Source organism: Streptomyces sp. JLBT605 (genome assembly GCF_058215555.1).
The window spans coordinates 1,699,386-1,720,837 of sequence record NZ_CM177087.1; the positions used below are offsets into that span (position 1 = coordinate 1,699,386).

The 21,452-nt window shown below is 71.7% G+C and carries 16 protein-coding genes; 8 read left to right on the forward strand and 8 right to left on the reverse strand.

Annotation, left to right across the window (positions count from 1 at the left end; genetic code table 11):
- Nucleotides 1-134: 134 nt before the first annotated feature.
- The gene (locus tag AC4BDD_RS07690) at nt 135-314 is read right to left on the reverse strand and encodes a hypothetical protein (protein ID WP_490690215.1); all 180 of its coding nucleotides are present in this window, start codon (nt 312-314) and stop codon (nt 135-137) included.
- Nucleotides 315-887: 573 nt separating this feature from the next.
- Between AC4BDD_RS07690 and AC4BDD_RS07695 the strand changes: the two genes are divergently transcribed.
- The 8 genes from AC4BDD_RS07695 to AC4BDD_RS07730 all read left to right on the forward strand — a co-directional run bounded on the left by AC4BDD_RS07695 (nt 888) and on the right by AC4BDD_RS07730 (nt 11,297).
- Complete coding sequence (locus AC4BDD_RS07695; protein ID WP_490690216.1) at nt 888-4,709, forward strand: sensor histidine kinase; 3,822 nt, start codon at nt 888-890, stop codon at nt 4,707-4,709.
- A 9-nt stretch (nt 4,710-4,718) separates the two neighbouring features.
- Nucleotides 4,719-5,132 (forward strand): roadblock/LC7 domain-containing protein, encoded by a 414-nt coding sequence (locus AC4BDD_RS07700; protein WP_135337964.1) that lies wholly within the window; start codon nt 4,719-4,721, stop codon nt 5,130-5,132.
- A 102-nt stretch (nt 5,133-5,234) separates the two neighbouring features.
- Nucleotides 5,235-5,645, forward strand: coding sequence for a DUF742 domain-containing protein (locus AC4BDD_RS07705; RefSeq protein ID WP_490690217.1), 411 nt, complete (start codon nt 5,235-5,237; stop codon nt 5,643-5,645).
- Nucleotides 5,626-6,207, forward strand: coding sequence for a GTP-binding protein (locus AC4BDD_RS07710; RefSeq protein WP_490690218.1), 582 nt, complete (start codon nt 5,626-5,628; stop codon nt 6,205-6,207). The genes AC4BDD_RS07705 and AC4BDD_RS07710 overlap by 20 nt, the downstream gene beginning before the upstream one ends.
- A 381-nt stretch (nt 6,208-6,588) precedes the next feature.
- Nucleotides 6,589-9,651 (forward strand): sensor histidine kinase, encoded by a 3,063-nt coding sequence (locus AC4BDD_RS07715; protein ID WP_490690219.1) that lies wholly within the window; start codon nt 6,589-6,591, stop codon nt 9,649-9,651.
- A 10-nt stretch (nt 9,652-9,661) separates the two neighbouring features.
- Nucleotides 9,662-10,075: a roadblock/LC7 domain-containing protein gene (locus AC4BDD_RS07720; RefSeq protein ID WP_135337964.1), complete on the forward strand. Its 414-nt coding sequence runs from the start codon at nt 9,662-9,664 to the stop codon at nt 10,073-10,075.
- A gap of 81 nt (nt 10,076-10,156) precedes the next feature.
- Nucleotides 10,157-10,738, forward strand: a complete 582-nt coding sequence (locus tag AC4BDD_RS07725; RefSeq protein ID WP_490690220.1) for a DUF742 domain-containing protein — start codon at nt 10,157-10,159, stop codon at nt 10,736-10,738.
- Entirely contained in the window at nt 10,719-11,297 is a 579-nt protein-coding gene (locus AC4BDD_RS07730) for a GTP-binding protein (RefSeq protein ID WP_197990503.1), read from the forward strand. Before AC4BDD_RS07725 ends, AC4BDD_RS07730 begins: the two co-directional genes overlap by 20 nt.
- A 150-nt stretch (nt 11,298-11,447) precedes the next feature.
- Here the strand turns inward: AC4BDD_RS07730 and AC4BDD_RS07735 are convergent, their stop codons facing one another.
- The 7 genes from AC4BDD_RS07735 to AC4BDD_RS07765 form a co-directional block, all read right to left on the reverse strand.
- Nucleotides 11,448-11,690: an acyl-CoA carboxylase subunit epsilon gene (locus tag AC4BDD_RS07735; RefSeq protein ID WP_490690221.1), complete on the reverse strand. Its 243-nt coding sequence runs from the start codon at nt 11,688-11,690 to the stop codon at nt 11,448-11,450.
- Nucleotides 11,691-11,697: 7 nt separating this feature from the next.
- Nucleotides 11,698-13,281, reverse strand: coding sequence for an acyl-CoA carboxylase subunit beta (locus tag AC4BDD_RS07740; protein WP_490690222.1), 1,584 nt, complete (start codon nt 13,279-13,281; stop codon nt 11,698-11,700).
- Between the two features lie 213 nt (nt 13,282-13,494).
- Nucleotides 13,495-15,894, reverse strand: a complete 2,400-nt coding sequence (locus AC4BDD_RS07745; RefSeq protein ID WP_490690223.1) for a polysaccharide lyase 8 family protein — start codon at nt 15,892-15,894, stop codon at nt 13,495-13,497.
- Between the two features lie 309 nt (nt 15,895-16,203).
- A complete protein-coding gene (locus AC4BDD_RS07750; RefSeq protein ID WP_490690224.1) occupies nt 16,204-17,538 on the reverse strand; it encodes a hypothetical protein in 1,335 nt (444 codons plus the stop codon).
- Between the two features lie 183 nt (nt 17,539-17,721).
- Nucleotides 17,722-19,350: a citramalate synthase gene (cimA, locus tag AC4BDD_RS07755; RefSeq protein WP_490690225.1), complete on the reverse strand. Its 1,629-nt coding sequence runs from the start codon at nt 19,348-19,350 to the stop codon at nt 17,722-17,724.
- Between the two features lie 367 nt (nt 19,351-19,717).
- Nucleotides 19,718-20,263 carry a TetR/AcrR family transcriptional regulator gene (locus AC4BDD_RS07760; RefSeq protein ID WP_490691703.1) on the reverse strand — a complete coding sequence of 182 codons (546 nt, stop codon included), beginning with the start codon at nt 20,261-20,263 and terminating at the stop codon, nt 19,718-19,720.
- Nucleotides 20,264-20,359: 96 nt separating this feature from the next.
- Nucleotides 20,360-21,403: an agmatine deiminase family protein gene (locus AC4BDD_RS07765; RefSeq protein ID WP_490690226.1), complete on the reverse strand. Its 1,044-nt coding sequence runs from the start codon at nt 21,401-21,403 to the stop codon at nt 20,360-20,362.
- Nucleotides 21,404-21,452: the final 49 nt, after the last annotated feature.

Genomic DNA, 21,452 nt, shown 5'->3' on the forward strand with positions numbered 1-21,452 from the left:
AGTGGCGCCCTTCGGTGATGCTGACCGGACTGACGCTCCAGGCTATCGCGGGGGTCTCTGCCCGCCGGTCGCCCGCCACCGCCCTCAGCCGACAGCCTCCGGCTGGAGCAATCGTCCGCCCGGTCAGCCACTCGTCAGGCGGTGGGGGCCTTCATCAGGACGGTGCGCCGCGGGTTCGCGGTCTGGGTGGGGAGGTCGACGGGGTGCTCCGGCTGCTCCGGGATCACGACCCGCAGTTCCTCGGCGTCCTTGAGGTGGGCCAGAGTGGTGCGCCGCGGGTTGGCTATGTTGCGGAACATCATCGTCGTCTTCACTGTGGGTCGACCCCTGCTGTCGTGTTGTCGTTTCGGTTGCCCGTGTAAAGCGTCAGGCTAGACGCGCCTATGCCCAGCGATCGGCACGGAAAGTCGCGATGACCATGTGAGTTTGCTCACGAATCAAAGGGCAAATAGGGCGAACAGGTCACCAAAAAGGACGTCAGGAAACGGACATTGCACACCTGAAGCAGACGTTCCGCTCTCGATCATGACTACCGGGACAGCCAGCACACAGAAGCAATACGCTGCTAAAAGTCCGATTTCAGTGCGGCGACTTTCTACGTCCCGTGATCCGGACCGCACTGAGGGTCACGCACATCACAGCCTTATGTCACGCCCTTGTTGGAGCCTGAGGCACTGTGCTGGAATTCCACGGACCGCCGCAGGAATCAGCCGGCGCGCAGGGGGCGCAAGACGAGAGGCGCCATGCGGCGGTGGCTCCTCTTGATCGATACGAAAGGTGTGCGCGCCGGTTACTCACGACCGCTACGGGGGGCTGCGGTCTCCCCATCGAAGACACCGTTCCGCCGCTCCGGCGGAGGAACGCCTGGTCCAGAGGTTGCGACGCTAGTGCAGGGACGTTTCAAGAGGGATGGCAGCGCTTCGGCGGACCCGGAGCCGCGCGGTGGGACCGACCGCGGCTCCTCGCCCCAGCGCGCCCAGACCACCGGCCTGACGCCGGCAGACCACAGCCCCGAGGCCGCGTCCGGCACGCAGCCGGGAGCGGCGGCCGGCGTCGACAGCGCCGAGCAGCCGCAGGCCAAGGCCCCCACCGGGCCCGGCTCCCGCTTCGCGCTGCGCAACTGGCGCATCAGCACCCGCCTCGTTTCGCTCCTCGCGCTCCCCGTGGTCGCCGCGACGACTCTGGGTGGTCTGCGTATCCAGAGCTCGCTGGACAACATCGAGCAGCTCGACCACATGAAGCTGCTCACCGAGATGACGCAGCAGGCCACCCAGCTCGCGGACGCCCTCCAGGAGGAGCGCGACAAGTCCGCGGGCACACTGGCCGGTGGCGGCAACGAGAAGAACGACCGCGTGGTCGCCCCCCGGGAGTCCACCACCCGGGCCATCGAGGCGTTCACCAAGGCCACCGAGAAGATCGACCCCGACGACCCGTCGATGGTCGGCGTCAACGCCACCCTGGTCGACATCTCCCGCCAGCTGCAGGAGATCCGCAGCGTCCGCGAGAACGCCTACGACGAGGACGGCGACATCGCGCAGACCGTCCAGGCGTACAACGAGATGATCACCTCGCTGCTGTCGCTGTCCCAGGACATGGCGCAGGCCACCAGCAACCGGGACATGATCAACAACACCCGCGCGCTGGCCACCTTCTCCGCCGCCAAGGAGTTCGCGTCCATCCAGCGCGCGCTCATCAGTGCCGCGCTGGCCAACCCCAAGGGCCCGCACCTCTCCGAGAACGACAAGCGCTTCGGCAAGTCGGCGCTGGACAAGCAGACCCAGGCGCTGCGCCGCTTCACCCAGATCCGCGGTGTCGACCGCTCCTCCCAGCTGCTGGAGCCGCTGTCCGGCGGGGTGCCCGACATCACCGCCGCGGACAAGTACGCCCAGCGCGTGATGCGCGACACCGGCGACAAGGGCCTGACCGCCCAGGACTACAGCGAGCTTGACTGGTACGACCAGGACACCATCAAGATCGAGAAGATGTCCCAGATCGAGCAGACGCTGCTCACCGAGATGGAACAGAAGGCCCGTGAGCTGCGCTCCGACGCGCAGCAGGACGCCCTCATCAACGGTGCGCTGATCCTGCTCGTGCTCGGCGTCTCGCTGGTCGGCGCGTTCGTGGTGGCCCGCTCCATGGTCCGCTCGCTGCGCCGTCTGCAGGACACCGCGCAGGACGTCGCCCAGAAGCGGCTGCCGGAGCTGGTCAAGCAGCTGTCCGAGTCCGACCCGCAGGACGTGGACACCTCCGTCGAGTCGGTCGGTGTGCACAGCCGCGACGAGATCGGCAAGGTGGCCGCGGCCTTCGACGACGTGCACCGCGAGGCGGTCCGCCTCGCCGCCGAGCAGGCGCTGCTGCGAGGGAACGTCAACGCGATGTTCACCAACCTCTCGCGCCGCAGCCAGGGCCTCATCCAGCGCCAGCTGTCGCTCATCTCCGAACTGGAGTCCCGCGAGGCGGACCCGGACCAGCTGTCCTCGCTGTTCAAGCTGGACCACCTGGCGACCCGTATGCGCCGGAACGGCGAGAACCTCCTCGTCCTCGCGGGCGAGGAGCCGGGCCGTCGCTGGACCCGCCCGGTCCCGCTGGTCGACGTGCTCCGTGCGGCCGCGTCCGAGGTGGAGCAGTACGAGCGCATCGAGCTGAGCGCGGTCCCGGCCACCGAGGTGGCCGGCCGGGTCGTCAACGACCTGGTGCACCTGCTCGCCGAGCTGCTGGAGAACGCCACGTCGTTCTCCTCCCCGCAGACCAAGGTCAAGGTCACCGGTCACGCGCTGCCCGACGGCCGTGTGCTGGTGGAGATCCACGACACCGGTATCGGCCTGTCCCCCGAGGACCTGGCCGCGATCAACGAGCGGCTGGCCAGCCCGCCGACCGTGGACGTCTCGGTGTCCCGCCGGATGGGTCTGTTCGTGGTCGGCCGTCTGTCCCTGCGACACGGCATCCGCATCCAGCTGCGGCCCTCCGACTCCGGTGGTACGACCGCGCTGGTCATGCTCCCCGTCGACGTCGCCCACGGCGGCAAGAAGGCGAGCCCGGCAGGTACGGGCAAGCCCGGGGCTCCGGCGGGGCCGGGCGGTGCCGCCTCCGGCGGTGGCGCCGGCCTGATCGGTTCTGCACCGTCGCGGCGCCAGGTGCCCGGCTCCGGTGCGCGGCCCGCGCTGCCCGGCAGCGGGGGCGGCCCGGCGGGCCGTCCGGCCGGTGCCGGTGCGCCCGGCGGCCGGGGCGAGGCCCCGTCCGGCGGCAGTCTCTTCGACGCCGGCCGTCCGCCCGGTGCGCCCGCCAAGGGCGGCCCCGCGGGCGCGCCCGGCGGCAGCGGCTCGCGTCCGGCGCTCCCGGTGCGCGGCGAGGGCACGTCCGTGGCCCCGCCGACCGGTGCTCCGGCCCGTGCCGAGTCCGGCGGCGACCGGGGTGACCGGGGCGGCCGTCCGCAGCTTCCGCAGCGTGGTGGGGCACCGGAGCTGCCGGCCCCGCAGCAGCCCGGCACCAGCTGGGGTGCGCGGCGCGCGGCCGGCGGCGCGGACGACTGGCCGGGCGCTCCGCGCCAGGCCGCGGACGCTCCGCGCGGTCACGACGAGGTGGACTCCGCTCCCCGCACCGCTTCGATCTCCCGTCCTCAGGCCGGCGACGGCCGGGGTCCGGGTGACACCGGTCAGTTCGCCCTGCCCGAGCTCGGCCAGGGCCCGGGTGACACCGGTCAGTTCCCCCGGCCGGACCTGGGCCAGGGTCCCGGTGACACCGGTCAGTTCCCGCAGCCGGAGCTCGGCCAGGGCCCCGGCGACACCGGGCAGTTCCCGCAGCCCCGGCACGAGGACACCGGCGCGCACGCCCTTCCGGGCGGCCCCGGCGACACCGGGCAGTTCGCGCGCCCGGAGCTCGGCCAGGGCCCGGGTGACACCGGTCAGTTCGCCCGGCCGGAGTTCGGCCAGGGTCCCGGTGACACCGGGCAGTTCCCGCGGCCGGACCTGGGCCAGGGTCCCGGCGACACGGGCCAGTTCCCGCTGCCCGGCAACGGCGCGCGGACCGGTGGCGGGTACCTGCCGCAAGGCGGTCCGGGCGTCGGGCTCGGCGGCCCGCAGGGTGCCGGGCGCGGCCCGGGTGACACCGGTGAGTTCCCGCAGCCGTCCACCGCGCTCGGGGGCTTCCCCGGCGAGGACCGGGAGGCGCTGCCCCCGGCCGGTCCGGGCGACGGCCGCACCCCGATCTTCGACACCATCGAGTCCAACTGGTTCCGTGGCCCGCAGGGCGGCGGGACCAACGGCCAGGGGCTGCCCGCCCCGCAGGACTCCGCGTCCACCCGGCCCGCCCAGCGCCGCGAGCCGCGGCCGGCGCCGGCGGGAACCGGTGGCAGCCCGAACGGACACGGCAGCGCCGGCGCGCCCGCGGGCGGGACGAACGGCTCCGCCGAGGGCTGGCGGACCTCGCCCAACGACGAGCGCTGGCGCCGCGCCGAGCAGGTGCGCGCGCCCGCCTCCGGCGGGGTCACGTCGTCCGGACTGCCGCGCCGCGTCCCGCGGGCGAACCTCGTGGAGGGCACCGCCCAGCAGCAGCCTCAGCAGGCCGGTCCGCAGGTGTCCCGCTCGCCCGACGATGTGCGTGGGCGACTGACCAACCTCCGCCGGGGCATTGCGCAGGGCCGTCAGGCCGGCAATGGTCCGGACGGCAATCACGATCGCGGCATTGGCCCGACTTACCAGCAGGAGCGTTAGTTGAGCCCGATGAGCCAGGCGGCGCAGAATCTGAACTGGTTGATCACCAACTTCGTGGACAACACCCCCGGGGTGTCCCACACCGTGGTGGTCTCCGCCGACGGACTCCTCCTCGCGATGTCCGAAGGCTTCCCCCGCGACCGCGCCGACCAGCTGGCGGCCGTCGCCTCCGGCCTGACCTCGCTGACCGCAGGAGCCTCCCGCATCTTCGAAGGCGGCTCGGTCAACCAGACCGTCGTCGAGATGGAACGCGGCTTCCTCTTCATCATGTCCATCTCCGACGGATCCTCCCTCGCCGTACTCGCCCACCCCGAGTGCGACATCGGCCTCGTCGGCTACGAGATGGCCCTGCTCGTCGACCGAGCGGGCGGCGTCCTCACCCCCGACCTTCGAGCCGAGCTCCAGGGCAGCCTGCTCAACTGACCGCCCGACCACCGTCCGTCCCGTCCGGCCACCAGGCCGGACGCCCCCCACCGGCACCGACCGACGGCACCACCGTCATCTGCTGTCCCGACCGGAGGATTCATGACCCCGCCATCCGCCTCGCCCGGCCCGTACGGCGACCATCATCACGCGTCGTACGGGGGCGAAGGCGACCAGCCGCTGGTTCGTCCGTACGCCATGACCGGCGGCCGGACCCGGCCGCGCTACCAGCTCGCCATCGAGGCGCTGGTCAGCACCACGGCCGACCCTGTCCACTTGCAGGGACTGCTGCCCGAGCACCAGCGGATCTGCCACCTGTGCCGGGAGGTCAAGTCGGTCGCGGAGGTCTCCGCGCTGCTGGCGATCCCGCTCGGCGTGGCGCGGATTCTCGTGGCCGACCTCGCGGAGGCCGGCATGGTGGCCATCCACCAGCCAGGGGGCAGCTCGGAGGCGGGGGGAACGCCGGACGTGACACTGCTCGAAAGGGTGCTCAGTGGACTTCGCAAGCTCTAACGGTGCGCCCGCCCGCGCCACCACCTCCGCCAAGATCGTGGTGGCGGGCGGCTTCGGCGTGGGCAAGACCACGTTCGTCGGCGCGGTCTCGGAGATCAACCCGCTGCGCACCGAAGCCGTGATGACCTCGGCTTCCGCGGGGATCGACGATCTGAGCCATGTGCAGGACAAGACCACGACGACCGTGGCGATGGACTTCGGCCGCATCACGCTGGACGACGACCTGATCCTGTACCTGTTCGGTACGCCGGGCCAGGACCGCTTCTGGTTCATGTGGGACGACCTGGTCCGCGGCGCCATCGGCGCCGTCGTCCTGGTCGACACCCGCCGCCTCGCCGACTGCTTCCCCGCCGTCGACTACTTCGAGAACAGCGGGCTGCCCTTCGTCATCGCCCTCAACGGCTTCGAGGGACACCAGCCCTACACCCCCGAGGAAGTCCGCGAGGCGCTCCAGATCGGGCCGGACGCGCCCATCATCACCACCGACGCCCGCCACCGCAGCGAAGCCAAGAGCGCACTCATCACGCTCGTCGAGCACGCGCTGATGGCCCGGCTGAAGTAGCGTTCCGGGCCCGCTGGGGCCCGTCAGCCCGCCACCCGTGTGTTGATCAACTGGGTTGCCGGGCCGGGAAGTTACGCCCCGGGGCGGACTGTGTCATGGGACACGGGCCGCCCCGGGCTTCATAACGTTTCGACAGAGATATATCCCGCTTCGAACACTCTCTGCTTACATGGCGTTTCAGCGTGCATATATTTGCTTCCACTTTTGACGCGACTCGGCCCTGATGTCCGTTTTTTCGGTGCGTCGGCCGGTCTTTCGCGCGTGGTGTCCAGTGTTTGGAATGCACCTGCCTGACGTGCTGGAATTCCATGAACTGGGCAGTAAAGGCTCAGCTGAGAACGGCACGACATCAGGTGCCGACGCCGAGAGGTTGTTGGTCGAGTGAGGCGAAGCAAGCCCGACTCCGCGCCGCCGCAGGCGCGGGGGAACTTCACCCCGCCGTCGCGCACAGCGGCGCCGGCCGCCGATGTGCCGGAAACTCCAGCTCCGCCCGCCGCGAAGAGCGGGCGGCTGTCTCCGCGCAACTGGCGGGTGCCCACCCGTCTGAACGCGATTCTGCTCATTCCGGTGCTGGTGGCCCTGGTCTTCGGTGGTTTCCGGGTGGAGTCCTCCATATCCACCTGGAGCGAGGCGCAGGACGCCGAGCGCACCGCCCGGCTGGTGCGCGCCGCCGGGGCGTACAACCACGCCCTGATAGACGAGCGCGACCTGTCCGTGGTTCCCCTGCTCACCGGCACCCACAAGGACGTCGTGACGCGGGTGCGGGCGGCCACCGACAAGGCCGCCGACGAGTTCCACCGGCGCGTCGAGGACATGCCGGACACCGAGAGCCTCAGGCGCCGTCTCGAGGCGTTCGAGGCCGTCGAGCCGCAGCTGGGCGCGCTCCGCCGGAACGCCTACACCTCCAAGCTTCCCGGCGTGCAGACCGAAGAGGGCTACGTCGCCGTCCAGCACCCGCTGATGGAGTTCGCCAACGAGCTCGGTCTGGGCACCGGCAACATCACCTCCTACGGCCGCACGGTCTACGCGATCTCGCTGGCCAAGGCCGCCCTGTCGCTGCAGCGGTCGATCGGCACCCACCTGCTGGTCAAGCCCGGCCCCACCGCGGCCGACAAGCGGATCCAGCTGACCGCCATGGCCTCCTACATCTACCTGGAGCGCATCGCGCTCGGTGAGTTCACCTCCGCCGGCCTGGAGGCGGACGTGAAGCTGCTGGAGGACACCGTCGCCGCGGCGAAGAGGCGCGGTGACCAGCTGCTCGCCGAAGCCCGTCAGAAGGCCGAGAGCGAGGGCAAGCGCTTCGTCGCCCCGCCGTCCATGGACGACATGCAGGAGGCCATCGCCGCGCCGAACGCCACGGCGGCCTCGCTCAAGGCGAAGGGCGTCACGGTCGAGGCGTACGCCGGTACCGCGACGGCCGAGTTCGACGCCTACCGCACGGTCGAGGTGGCGCTGGCCGACAAGGCCGTGAACGAGGCGGCGCAGATCTCCGCCGACGCCAAGCGCGACGCGATCCTCAACTCGGTGATCGTGCTGATCGCCCTGCTGGTGGCGTTCATCGTCGCGGGTCTGATGGCCCGCTCGATGAGCCGCAGCATGCGGCAGCTGCGGAACGCCGCCTTCGAGGTGGCCGAGCAGCGGCTGCCGATGCTGGTCGACCAGCTCTCCCGTACCGATCCGGGCCGGATCGACACCCGGGTGCAGCCGATCCCGATCACCACGCGCGACGAGATCGGCGAGGTGGCGCGCGCCTTCGACCAGGTGCACCGGGAAGCCATCCGGCTCGCCTCCGAGCAGGCGCTGCTGCGAGGCAACGTCAACGCGATCTTCACCAACCTCTCCAGCCGCAACCAGGGCCTCATCGAGCGCCAGCTGACGCTGATCACCAGCCTGGAGAACAACGAGGCCGACCCAGACCAGCTGGAGAACCTCTTCAAGCTGGACCACCTGGCGACCCGTATGCGCCGCAACGGCGAGAACCTCCTCATCCTCGCGGGCGAGGAGCCGGGCCGCCGCTGGAACCAGCCCGTCCCGCTGGTCGACGTGCTGCGTGCCGCCGCCTCCGAGGTGGAGAGCTACGAGCGCATCGAGATCGCCGGCGTGCCGGAGAGCGAGATCCACGGCCAGGCCGTCACCGACCTGGTGCACCTGCTGTCGGAGCTGCTGGAGAACGCCACCAGCTTCTCCTCGCCGCAGACCAAGGTGCGGGTCGCCGCGACCCGGCTGCCGGACGGCCGCGTCATGATCGAGATCCACGACAAGGGCATCGGTCTGACCGCCGAGGACTTCGCGGACATCAACCACAAGCTGGCCAACCCGCCGGCCGTGGACGCGGCCATCTCCCAGCGCATGGGCCTGTTCGTGGTCGGCCGGCTCGCCGACCGGCACGACATCCGGGTCCAGCTGCGCCCCTCGGGCGAGCAGGCGGGCACCACCTCCCTGGTCATGCTGCCGGACGCGATCACGCACGGCGGTGGCGGCGAGGAGATGCCCGAGGACGACTTCACGGTCTCCCGGATCGTCCCGGAGCAGCCGCACGCCACCCAGGAGGTGCCGAGCCTGCGGTCCGCCGCGGAGCTGGGCTTCGACGACTCCTCCTACGGCATGGAGCAGCTGGTTCCGCAGCCGCAGGGCGACGACATCGACCCGGTGGGACGCTCCCTCTCGCGTGGCGAGCGGCGGGCCACGCTGGAGGCGCAGACCTACCGCCAGGCGGACTATCCGGAATCGGGATACGCGGAGCAGGCGGACCATTCCCAGCAGTCGTACTTCGACTACAACTCCCCTGCGGAGCAGATGGGATGGGTCGAGAGTGACGCGTATCAGACTCCGTACGACACCTCGTACGGAACGCAAGCGGAATCGGCACCCGGCGTTCCCGAAGCTGCCCGGGAGCGCGTAGAGTTCCACCGTCCGGGACCTTCCCCGAGTGACAGCCCCTCGATGACCGACGCCGGTCTGCCGCGTCGTGCCAGGCAGTGGGCTGGGGCCGAGGAAGGTACGGCGGACGCGTCGGGCCCGAGCCCGGAGCGGGCGCCGGAGCAGCAGCCTCAGCGGCCCGCCCCCCAGCAGCCGGGGGTGCCCCTGCGGCCCGAGCCACTGGGCGGCGAGTCCGCCGGGGACGGTTCGGCGGACTGGACTTCGGCGAATGACGAGCGCTGGCACCGTGCCGAGCAGCTCCGTGAGCCGAAGGCCGGCGGGGTCACCGCCTCCGGGCTGCCCCGACGGGTACCCAAGGCCAATCTCGTCGAGGGGTCGGCCGCTTCGTCCCCGCAGGGCGGGCCGCAGGTCTCCCGCCTTCCGGAGGACGTGCGCGGCAGGCTCGCCAACCTGCGTCGCGGCGTCCAGCAGGCGCGGAACACGGGCGCGGACGGCAACACCTCGCAAGACCAGCATGACCACCAGGGCTTCGGCCCCGGCAGCACCTACGATCAGGAGCGTTAGTGTGAGCCCGATGAGCCAGGCGGCGCAGAACCTGAACTGGTTGATCACCAACTTCGTGGACAACACCCCCGGGGTGTCCCACACCGTGGTGGTCTCCGCCGACGGACTCCTCCTCGCGATGTCCGAAGGCTTCCCCCGCGACCGCGCCGACCAGCTGGCGGCCGTCGCCTCCGGCCTGACCTCGCTGACCGCAGGAGCCTCCCGCATCTTCGAAGGCGGCTCGGTCAACCAGACCGTCGTCGAGATGGAACGCGGCTTCCTCTTCATCATGTCCATCTCCGACGGATCCTCCCTCGCCGTACTCGCCCACCCCGAGTGCGACATCGGCCTCGTCGGCTACGAGATGGCCCTGCTCGTCGACCGAGCGGGCGGCGTCCTCACCCCCGATTTGCGGGCAGAACTGCAAGGAAGCCTTCTCAACTGACAAACAGACAGTGCGTTTCGTGCCACCGCGCCATAGGGTGCGGTGGCGCGACCGCAAAAATGGCGAGTTGGAGGAGGACAAGTGGAGACGCCCCCTAGCGGATACCCGTACGAGCGTGGGCAGCAGCACGAACCACAGCACGGTGCGCCGCTGCGTCGTTTCAACTTCCCCTCCTCACCCAGCCACCGCCAGCCACAGGTGCCGCCGCAAACGCAGCGGCCCGCTGCCCCGGGTCCGTCGTATCAACCGCCCCGGGCACCCCGTATACAGCCGGTGGAGCCCCGTAGGCGCGCTCCGCAGCCGTCTCCGACGGGCGGCTCGCACAACCCGCTGGTGCGTCCGTATGCCATGACCGGTGGCCGCACCAGGCCCCGTTACCAGCTCGCCATCGAGGCGCTGGTACACACCACGGCGGAGAACTCCCAGCTGCAGGGCCAGTTGCCCGAGCATCAGCGGATCTGCCTGCTGTGCCGGGAGATCAAGTCGGTCGCGGAGATCTCCGCGCTCCTCGGTATTCCCCTCGGCGTCGCCCGAATCCTCGTCGCCGACCTGGCGGAGGCCGGACTTGTCGCCATCCATCAGCCCGGCGGTGACGAGTCCGCCGGCGGACAGCCTGACGTGACATTGCTCGAAAGGGTGCTCAGTGGACTTCGCAAGCTCTAGCGATGCAGCTCGCTCCACCACCTCCGCGAAGATCGTGGTGGCGGGCGGCTTCGGCGTGGGCAAGACCACGTTCGTCGGCGCGGTCTCGGAGATCAACCCGCTGCGTACCGAGGCCGTGATGACCTCGGCTTCGGCAGGGATCGACGACCTGACGCACGCGCCCGACAAGACCACGACGACCGTGGCGATGGACTTCGGCCGCATCACGCTCGACCAGGATCTGATCCTGTACCTGTTCGGCACCCCGGGCCAGGACCGCTTCTGGTTCATGTGGGACGACCTGGTCCGCGGCGCCATCGGCGCCGTCGTCCTGGTCGACACCCGCCGCCTCGCCGACTGCTTCCCCGCCGTCGACTACTTCGAGAACAGCGGGCTGCCCTTCGTCATCGCCCTCAACGGCTTCGACGGACACCAGCCCTACACCCCCGAAGAAGTCCGCGAAGCGCTCCAGATCGGACCGGACGCGCCCATCATCACCACCGACGCCCGCCACCGCAGCGAGGCGAAGAGTGCGCTGATCACGCTGGTCGAGCATGCGCTGATGGCGCGGCTGCGGTAGGTCTTCGGCTTTCGGGGCTCTCCCCAGCTACCTCCCCCAGACTCCGTCCGGGGGTGCCCCCAGGGAGGTGCCCCCGCCCCGAACCCGGTCCTCAAACGCCGGACGGGCTGGATTTCTCCAGCCCGTCCGGCGTTTTTCGTGCGGTTGTGGTCAGCCCTGCCAGCTGTGCGGGGCGCGGAAGCCGGACTGCCGCTCCAGGCGGCGCCAGGGCGCGGTGGAGCGCCGCGGACGGGCCGTCGCGTGCCGGCGGTGGGCGGCGCCCGCGGCGGCGCGGGCGAGCAGGACCGCGGTGACGGCGGCGAGTTCCTCCGCGTCCGCGTGGCCCTTCTCGACGCGGACCAGGGTTCCGGTGGCGTGATCGCTGGGTGTGCTCACGGTGGTCTTCGTCTCCATGGATGCGTTACTGCGGCGGGTTGCCGTGCTTGCGGGACGGCAGGTCGGCGTGCTTGTTGCGCAGCATCGCCAGGGACCGGATGAGGACGGACCGGGTCTCGGCCGGGTCGATGACGTCGTCGACCAGACCGCGCTCGGCGGCGTAGTACGGGTGCATCAGCTCGGCCTTGTACTCCTTGACCATGCGGGCGCGCATGGCCTCGGGGTCGTCCGCGCCGGCGATCTGGCGGCGGAAGATGACGTTGGCCGCGCCCTCGGCGCCCATCACCGCGATCTCGTTGGTCGGCCAGGCGTAGGTCAGGTCGGCGCCGATGGACTGGGAGTCCATCACGATGTACGCGCCGCCGTAGGCCTTGCGCAGGATGACGGAGATCCGCGGCACGGTGGCGTTGCAGTACGCGTAGAGCATCTTGGCGCCGTGCCGGATGATGCCGCCGTGCTCCTGGTCGACGCCGGGCAGGAAGCCGGGCACGTCCAGCAGCGTGATCAGCGGGATGTTGAACGCGTCGCACATCTGGATGAAGCGCGCGGACTTCTCCGACGCCTCGATGTCCAGGACACCGGCGAGCGACTGCGGCTGGTTGGCGATCACGCCGACGACCTGGCCGTCCAGCCGGGCCAGGGCGCAGATGATGTTGGTCGCCCAGCGCTCGTGGATCTCGAGGTAATCGCCGTCGTCGACGATCTCCTCGATCACCTTGCGCATGTCGTAGGGGCGGTTGCCGTCGGCCGGGACCAGGTCCAGCAGCGCGTCACCCCTGCGGTCCGCCGGGTCCTCGGACTCCACCACCGGGGGGTTCTCCCGGTTGTTCTGCGGCAGCAGCGACAGCAGGTAGCGCACTTCCTCCAGGCACGACTCCTCGTCGTCGTAGGCGAAGTGCGCCACGCCCGAGGTCTCGGCGTGCACGTCCGCGCCACCCAGTCCGTTCTGGGTGACCTTCTCCCCCGTCACCGCCTGGACCACGTCCGGGCCGGTGATGAACATCTGCGAGGTGTCGCGGACCATGAACACGAAGTCCGTCAGGGCCGGCGAGTAGGCCGCGCCACCGGCGCACGGGCCGAGCATCACGCTTATCTGCGGGATGACACCGGAGGCGCGGGTGTTGCGCTGGAAGATGCCGCCGTAGCCGGCGAGCGCGGAGACGCCCTCCTGGATACGGGCGCCGGCGCCGTCGTTCAGCGACACCAGCGGCGCCCCCGCGGCGATCGCCATGTCCATGATCTTGTGGATCTTGGTGGCGTGGGCCTCGCCCAGCGCACCGCCGAAGATCCGGAAGTCGTGCGCGTACACGAACACGGTCCGCCCGTGCACGGTCCCCCAGCCGGTGATCACACCGTCGGTGTACGGCCGCTTCGCCTCCAGCCCGAACCCGGTGGCCCGGTGCCGCCGCAGGGGCTCCACTTCGTTGAAGGAGCCCTCGTCCAGCAGAAGATCGATCCGCTCCCGAGCCGTCAGCTTCCCCTTGGCCTTTTGTGCCTCGGTCGCCCGCTCGCTCGGACCACGCCGCACCTGCTCGCGGATGGCGTGCAGTTCGGCGACGCGCCCGCGGACGTCACTCGCCTCTTCGGGCGCACCTTCGAGATTGGTCATGGAATGACGGTACGTGGCCGGAGGCCATGACAGTCATGTCGGTTCCATACAACGTCGCGCGCGTTTTCGTGGGCAGGCGGAACAGAACCGCTCGGGCACTTTCCTGCGAGCCGCGGTGCGTACTGGGTTTTCGGCGAGGTGGACGGCTCTGTCGGCACCCCACAAACCTCGGGGTTGCGGCCTCGTCCCGCCGCCCGCGACCACCCGGACGGCTCAGAGCGCAACCACGCAGCGGTGGGTGGAGCCGGCGGTTCCGGTAATGATCTTCAACCGCAGCGTACCCGAGCTCTCCAGTACCTCCACCGTCGGGTCGTGCGCGGTCACCGCCCGTACCGGCCGCGACCAGACCACCTCCAGCGGGGTGCCGGACCGCGCCGGGTCGCAGGCGCACACCGTGGCGGTGGAACCGGTGCGGCGCACCAGCACGCTCGCCGGGCCGCTCACCCGAAGCCCGCCGGCGCTGCCCGGCTGGAGGAAGTTGACCGCGGTGACGCCCAGGGAGGCGATCCGCACGCCCTGGCAGCGGTCGGTGTTGGCCAGTACCCGGAGCCAGTGGCGGTCGGCCGCGCGGGCGGCCACCGCGCGCCGGCTCGCCCCCGGCATCAGCAGATAGGCGTAGGCGGCGCCGTCCGGGTCGGTGCCGTGGTCGTGCCAGAGGGTGAGGTAGTGGCGGGTGACCGGGTCCGGGGCACCGCCGGTGTTGATGTCCCGCCAGGCGCCGGTGCGGGCCTCGCGCAGCGCGTTCAGCCGGGCACCGCCGGGGAAGACGTAGCCGCCGTGGCCGGCCAGGTGGGCCCAGCGGGCGCGGGCGAAGGTGGCGCTCCAGCCGCTGCCGGCGGGCTGTGCGGCGCCGTCCACCAGCAGCGTGTTGCCGCCCTCGGCGCCGAGGTTGCGATGGTCGACGACGGTCTCCACGGCCGCGCCGTCCCGGGCGGTGATGCCGGCGCCCAGGCACACCACCGCGTCGGCGAGGCAGAACCAGGACTTGCGGGCCTCCATGGTGCTCGCCAGGCCCTTCAGGTGCTGGCCGACGGCGGCGAACTCGCCGTCCGTCGCGCCGCCGACCCAGCGCACCTCGGGCTTGGGTTCGCCCCAGCCGCCGCCCTCGTTGTCGCCGAGGCGCTTGGCGGAGACGGTGGTGCCGGGCAGCCGGTAGGGGTCGGCGGTGGGCCAGAAGGCATCGGAGTAGGCGTCGTGGCCGCCGAGCCGGTCCTGGCCGGCCCACCAGTAGAGCATCCCGGCTCCGGTGTGCCAGCCGCGCGGGTTCTCGCCGTTGCCGTTCTCGTAGTACGCGATCCGGTCCGAGGCCATGGCGATGTTCGCGGTCCAGCCGGGGCGGCGGTGCACGGCCCGGTCCATGGCGGCGAAGAGCCGGTGTCCCACCGGCTCGGCGGCGGGCGGCACGGCGCTGCCGGCGACCGCGTGCAGCCGGGCCAGGTCGGCCACGGCGAACTGCGGGTCGGTGAGCACCGGGTGGTGGACGTCGCGTTCGATGGCGCCCTTGACCAGGGCGTGCCAGCGGTCCCGCTCGGCGGCGCCGGCGTTTGACGCGAGCAGGGCGACGGCCGCCAGCAGCTGGTGCCCGCGCTGGTGGTCGCTCTGGATGACCCGGCCGCCGTCGCCGCGCTGCCGCCCCCGGCTGATCGCCCGCCCGGAGACGCTGTCCATCATCAGCCCGTTGTGCAGCAGCGGGGCCCACGCCCGCTCGACGCTGTCATGGATGATCCGCCGGGCCGGGTCGGTGATCTCCCAGGGCGATCCGGAGAGCAGGGCGAAGAGCCGCCCCAGGCCGTCCAGCAGCACATAGCCGTAGGTGCCGGAGTAGGCGACCCAGGTGTGCTGGATGAAGGAGCCGTCGGCGTAGAGGCCGTCGCCCCGGGTGACGTACGGGAAGACCGGCGAGAGCGCGTCGCGGGCGAGGGCGATCTTCCCGGCGGACGCGCCGAGGACGCCGCGCAGCGCCACCACCCGGCACAGGTCGACGCGGTTGGCGCCGGTGGAGGTGCCGGTGTAGTCGCCGAGCATGCTGTCCGGCACGAAGTGGTCGACGGCGGCCAGGGCACGGGCGCGCAGGGCCGGGTCGAGCAGCTCGTGGAGGATGGCGAGGGTGTCCAGCAGGAGCCGGGAGCTGCCGATCTGCCACTCCCACCAGTTGCCGTACCGGGTGGTGGCCGGGCTGTAGACGGTGCGGTCCAGGTGGTCCAGGCCCGAGATCACCGCGTCGGCGAGGGCGGGATCGCCGGTGAGAGCCGGATCGCCGGTGAGGCCGGTGCCGGGCTGGGCCCACGCCTGCGCCATGGTGTTCAGCCGGGCGTAGCTGCGGGTGATGCCGGAGGGCGGGTCGTACGGCAGGTCCGGCCAGAGCGAGCCGGGCGCGGGCCGCATGGCGGCGCGGTACGCGGCGGCGAGTTCGGCGCCTTGCCGCAGCCGGGAGGCGTACGGCTCGGCGCCGGGGTCGAAGCCGGAGCCGAGGGTGAGGTGGAGCCAGCGGTGGCGGAGGGAATCGAAGGGGTCGGCGCCGGCGCGTGCGCGGTTTGGGGGGAGGGCGAGAGCGAGGCCGAGTGCGCTGGTGGCAGCCACGAGGCCGCGCCGGGACCAGGTGCCGGGCGTCATCCTTCCCCACCCCGCCCCTTCCCGTAACCGGGGGCAAGCCCCCGGACCCCCGGACGCCCTCCGGGCGTGTCCTCAAGCGCCGGACGGGCTGGATTTTCCAGCCCCTCCGGCGATTGAGGAGCGGGGTCTGGGGCGGAGCCCCAGTTACGGGAAAGGGCGGGGTGGGGAACAAGAAGCCTCACGGGGCACCTCCTGCCGGGGCCAGTGGGACAGCCAGAGCGTGCCCGACGACCGCACGGTCCGCCACCCCCGGCGCGCGACCGGCGTACGGCCGGAAGGCGGCCGGCAGCAAAACGGCGCGGGACGCAGTCAGAAGTCGCCGCCGCCGAACCCGCCTCCGCCATCGAAGCCACCCCCGCCGTCGAATCCGCCGAAGTCCCCGGAGTCGAAGTCGGAGCCGGAGAAGTCGCCGCCGGAGAAGCCGTCGGTGTCGGCGTAGGCGGGGGTGGAGAGCATCGAGCCGAGCATGGTGCCCATCAGCAGTCCGGGCAGCAGGCCGCCGCCGAAGTACCCGCCGGCCCAGGGCCCGTAGGCCGGGCCCGCCTCCCAGTAGGGGCGGCGGCCGTCCGCGGTCTCGACGGTCCGGCCCATCGGCTCCTCGCCGTCGGCCAGCCGTGCCGCGTCCGCCGCGCAGACCGGGACCCGGCGGACCGGGGCGCCCGGCGGCGCCCAGTCGGCGTCGGTGGCGGAGGGGCCGTGCCGGGGGTCGAAGAAGCAGGGCGGGCGCCGCTCCGGCGGCGGCCGGCCGGCCCGGCGGGCGGCGAGCGAGGCCAGCGCGTAGCGCCCGTCCTCCAGGGCCGCGGTGACGCCGCGCACGTCGTCCGGGCCGGTGGCGGCGGCCATCCTCGACTTGGCCGTCTCGTACATGTCCAGGCCGCGTTCGTAGTCGGCGCGCATCGCGTCGTCGGCGCCCGGCTCGCCGGGGTGGAAGTCGAGCCGGTCGAGCTCCTCGCCGAAGGCCGTGATGTCCTCGTCGACGACCACGCGCAGCTTGGCCAGGGCGGCCCGCTCCTGGGCCGCGCGGCGGTGCCGGCGGCGCCGGGTGACCAGGAACGCGCCGGCGGCGGCCACGAAGAGGAGCATGCCGATGGTGATCAGGCTGCCGATGACGGAGCCCGCGGAGGTTCCGCTGTGCCAGGAGGCGGGGGCGTCTCCCCTGGCCTGGGCGATCGCGCCGTCGACGAAGTCGTCGAGCTGGGTGGCGGCGTCGCTGCCGCCGGCCGGTTCGACCGAGGCGACGAGGTTGTCGACGGCCCGTCCGGACATCACCGAGGAGTCGGCTCCGGCGTCGAAGCCGTCGCCGAGGCGGACCGCGTAGACGCCGGTGATGCCGGTCTTGGCGCGCAGGTCGCTGAGGAGGTTCCGCGCGGGGAAGTCGTCTCCGCGCGGGAGGACGGCCACGAAGACCGGCTTGTCGGCGTCCTTGATCTTCTCCGTCAGCGCGTCGGCCTCGGAGGTGGACAGCTGGTCCCGGGCGCCGGGTGCCACATAGACCGGGTCCTCGCGCAGTGCCTGGGCGGCGGCGTCGAGCCCGGTGGCGGGGGCGTCCGGTTGGGCGGCGGAGGCGCCGGGCGCCGCGGTGAGGAACGCCGCCAGCAGGGCCAGCAGCATTCCGGAGAGCAGCGCGAACAGCCTCGTCCCCATATCTCGAAATTACCCGAATGGGTCAATAAGCGATATGGGGCGCAATCTGCCTGGGGTGGGGTCTCGGGCGTCGGGCCGCGGGCCTCGGGTGCCGGACGGGCTCGGGGCCCGTCCGGCACCGGGGCCCGTCCGACACCAGGGGCGCCTCGGCACCGGGGGACGCGCGGGGGGCGCGGGCGCGCGTTACTCCTGCGGCTCGACGCCCGCACGCCGCAGCCCGTAGGCGTAGGCGTCGTCCAGCGCCTGCCAGGACGCGGCGATCACGTTCTCCGCGACGCCGACGGTCGACCACTCGCCCCGGCCGTCGGTGGTGGAGACCAGCACCCGGGTGGTCGACTCGGTGCCGTGCTTGCCCTCCAGGATGCGGACCTTGTAGTCGACCAGCTCCATCTTCGCCAGCTGCGGGTAGATCCGCTCCAGGCCGACCCGCAGGGCGCGGTCCAGGGCGTTGACCGGGCCGTTGCCCTCCGCGGTGGCGACGATGCGCTCGCCCTTGGCCCAGAGTTTGACCGTCGCCTCGTTGGCGTGGGTGCCGTCCGGGCGGTCCTCGACGATGGCCCGCCAGGACTCCAGCCGGTAGTAGCGCCGGGCGCGCCCTTCGACCTCGGCCCTGACCAGCAACTCGAAGGAGGCGTCGGCGGCCTCGTAGGTGTATCCGGCCAGCTCCCGCTCCTTGACGCGCTCGACCACCCGGCCGATCAGCTCGCGGTCGCCGCCGAGGTCGATGCCCAGCTCCTTGCCCTTGAGCTCGACCGAGGCGCGTCCGGCCATGTCGGAGACGAGCATGCGCATGGTGTTGCCGACCAGCTCGGGGTCGATGTGCTGGTAGAGGTCGGGGTCGACCTTGATCGCCGAGGCGTGCAGGCCGGCCTTGTGGGCGAAGGCGGAGACGCCGACGTACGGCTGGTGGGTGGAGGGGGTGAGGTTGACCAGCTCGGCGACGGCGTGCGAGATCCGGGTCATCTCGGTGAGCGAGCCGGGCGGCAGCACCTGGCGGCCGTACTTCAGCTCCAGCGCGGCGACGACCGGGAAGAGGTTGGCGTTGCCGACGCGCTCACCGTAGCCGTTGGCGGTGCACTGGACGTGGGTGGCGCCGGCGTCCACGGCGGCCAGGGTGTTGGCGACCGCGCAGCCGGTGTCGTCCTGGGCGTGGATGCCCAGCCGGGCGCCGGTGTCGGCGAGCACGGTGGCGACCACCGCCTGCACCTGGGCGGGGAGCATGCCGCCGTTGGTGTCGCAGAGCACGACCACGTCCGCCCCGGCCTCGTGGGCGGTGCGCACCACGCTCTTGGCGTACTCGGGGTTGGCGCGGTAGCCGTCGAAGAAGTGCTCGCAGTCGACGAACACCCGGCGGCCCTGGGAACGCAGATGGCTGACGGTGTCGCGGACCATCGCCAGGTTCTCGTCCAGGGTGGTACGCAGCGCCAGTTCGACGTGGCGGTCGTGCGACTTGGCGACCAGGGTGATCACCGGGGCGCCGGAGGCGAGGAGCGCGGCGACCTGGGGGTCGTCCTCGGCGCGGACGCCGGCCTTGCGGGTCGCGCCGAAGGCGACCAGTCGGGCGTGCTTGAAGTCGATCTCGGCGCGGGCCCGCGCGAAGAACTCGGTGTCGCGCGGGTTGGCGCCGGGCCAGCCGCCCTCGATGAAGCCGACGCCGAAGTCGTCCAGGTGGCGGGCGATGGCCAGCTTGTCCGCGACCGTGAGGTTGATGCCCTCGCGCTGCGCGCCGTCGCGCAGGGTGGTGTCGAAGACATGGAAGCTGTCGTCCGGGACGGTGGGGCCGGCCGGGACGGTATTGCTTGCGTCCGTCATGCTGATCTGACTCCATCTGGGATCTCGGTCTACCGGAAGGACCGGTTCCGCGCCCTCACAATGATCCCTCGCGCTCCGCGTCCCCGGCGCGGGTGGGCCGGGAAAACGAAAAGACCCCTCGCGGGTGCGAGAGGTCTGCGCGCGGGTCTGGGACACGGTGTCCGCGCCGTACCGGGTCGTACGGGGCGGTCACTGCGGACCGGCGCGCCTGCTGCCAATAATCATGGCGAACGAGAGCACGGTCGCAGTTTGGCACATGGGCGGCTGTGGGCCCTTGACCGTCTCAGGATGCGGGCGGCGCCGTACCTGGGGGCTCCGCCCCCAGACCCCCGCTCCTCAAGCGCCGGAGGGGCTGGGTTTCCGGCCGTCACGGGCTGGTTTCGAGTGACTCGTCGAGGAACTCGCGGATGTGGGTGAGGACGGACTCGCGGGTCGTGCCGGGGAGGCCGACGACCAGGTGGGTGCCGAAGCCGTCCAGCATGGCCCGCGTCCGTACCGCGAAGCGCTCCGCGTCCACCGCCGCCAACTCCCCTCGCGAGGCGCCCTCCACCAGCAGCGCGACCAGGTCGCGGTGCCAGGCCAGCTCCAGCTCCAGCTGTCGGGCGCGGGTGGTGTCGTCGGCGGCCTGCGAGCGGTTCCACACCTCCAGCCAGAGGGTCCAGCGCGGGTCGCGCACCGCGTCGGGCAGGTACAGCTCGACGAAGGCGTCCAGGCGCTCGCGGACCGGCAGCGGGCGGGCCAGTGCCGCCCGCCGCTCCGCGCCGAGCTGCTCCTCGCTCCACATCAGGGTCTGCAACAGCAGCTCGTCCTTGCTGTGGAAGTAGTAGAGGAGGTGGCCGCTGCTCATGCCGACCTCGCGGCCCAGTCCCGCCATGGTGAGCGAGGCCAGGCCGTGCTCGGCGATGGTGCGCATGGCGGCGGCCAGCACGGAATCGCGCGGCGGGCTGGCGCGCCGCTTGGTCCGCCCGTCCGGGGCCACTCAGGTCCCCCTCTCACCTGGTCATCCTGGTCATACCTGGGGCTGCTGCTGGGTGATGCAGTGTATGCCGCCGCCGCATGCGAAGATCTGGCGGGCGTCGACGAGCGTCACGGTGCGGGTGGGGAAGAGGCGGCGGAAGATCCCGGCGACCTGCTCGTCCCTGGGGTCGCCGAAGGCGCACAGCACCACGCCGCCGTTGCAGATGTAGTGGTTGACGTAGGAGTAGTCGACCAGTTCCCCATCGGCCTCGGTGACGGTCGGCGCGGGCAGTTCCACGACTTCCAGGGCGCGGCCGCGCGCGTCGGTGGAGTACCGCAGGAGCTTGACGATCTCCTGGCACACCTCGTGGTCGGGGTGGAGCGGATCGGGCTGGGTGTGCGCGACGACCACGCCGGGGGCGGCGAAGGCGGCGACGATGTCGACGTGGCCGCGGGTGCCGAACCGCTCGTAGTCGCGGGTCAGTCCGCGCGGCAGCCAGATCGCCTTGGTCGTGCCCAGGTGGGCGTGGAGTTCGGCCTCGACCCGCTCATGGGTCCAGCCGGGGTTGCGGCCCGGGTCGAGTTGCACGGTCTCGGTGAGCAGCACCGTGCCCTCGCCGTCCACGTGGATGCCGCCGCCCTCGTTGACCAGCGGTGAGGCGTAGCGGCGGGCGCCGGCCGCGCGGGAGACGAAGGCGCCGATCTCCTGGTCCTTGTCCCATACCGCCCAGTCCTGGGCGCCCCAGCCGTTGAACACCCAGTCGGCCGCGGCGAGCCTGCCGTCCTGGGAGGTGAGGAAGGTGGGGCCGATGTCGCGCATCCAGGCGTCGTCGAGCGGCGCTTCGACGACCTCGATGCCCGGGCCGAGGAAGGCCCGGGCCGCCCGGCCCTGCCCTGTGCCCGCGACCACCGTGACCGGTTCGAAGCGGCGCACCGCGCGGGCCACCGCGGACCAGGCGTGCCGGGCGCGCACCAGGGCTTCGTCGCCCTCCTCCCCGAAGGTGACGTTGGGGCCGGGCCACGCCATCCAGGTGCGGGTGTGCGGCGCCCACTCGGGAGGCATGCGGAAACCGTCGGCGGCTGGGGTGATGGTCATGGGCGTCCTTGGCTGGGGAGGGGGCGGATGAGAGGGCGGCGGCGCCGGG

Coding starts and splice junctions, on each gene's coding strand:
- AC4BDD_RS07740 (WP_490690222.1), bottom strand. CDS start 13,281: ATGACCAATCTCGAAGGTGCGCCCGAAGAGGCGAGTGACGTCCGCGGG.
- AC4BDD_RS07700 (WP_135337964.1), top strand. CDS start 4,719: ATGAGCCAGGCGGCGCAGAATCTGAACTGGTTGATCACCAACTTCGTG.
- AC4BDD_RS07765 (WP_490690226.1), bottom strand. CDS start 21,403: ATGACCATCACCCCAGCCGCCGACGGTTTCCGCATGCCTCCCGAGTGG.
- AC4BDD_RS07720 (WP_135337964.1), top strand. CDS start 9,662: ATGAGCCAGGCGGCGCAGAACCTGAACTGGTTGATCACCAACTTCGTG.
- AC4BDD_RS07760 (WP_490691703.1), bottom strand. CDS start 20,263: ATGCGCACCATCGCCGAGCACGGCCTGGCCTCGCTCACCATGGCGGGA.
- AC4BDD_RS07745 (WP_490690223.1), bottom strand. CDS start 15,894: ATGACGCCCGGCACCTGGTCCCGGCGCGGCCTCGTGGCTGCCACCAGC.
- AC4BDD_RS07750 (WP_490690224.1), bottom strand. CDS start 17,538: ATGGGGACGAGGCTGTTCGCGCTGCTCTCCGGAATGCTGCTGGCCCTG.
- cimA (WP_490690225.1), bottom strand. CDS start 19,350: ATGACGGACGCAAGCAATACCGTCCCGGCCGGCCCCACCGTCCCGGAC.
- AC4BDD_RS07735 (WP_490690221.1), bottom strand. CDS start 11,690: ATGGAGACGAAGACCACCGTGAGCACACCCAGCGATCACGCCACCGGA.
- AC4BDD_RS07705 (WP_490690217.1), top strand. CDS start 5,235: ATGACCCCGCCATCCGCCTCGCCCGGCCCGTACGGCGACCATCATCAC.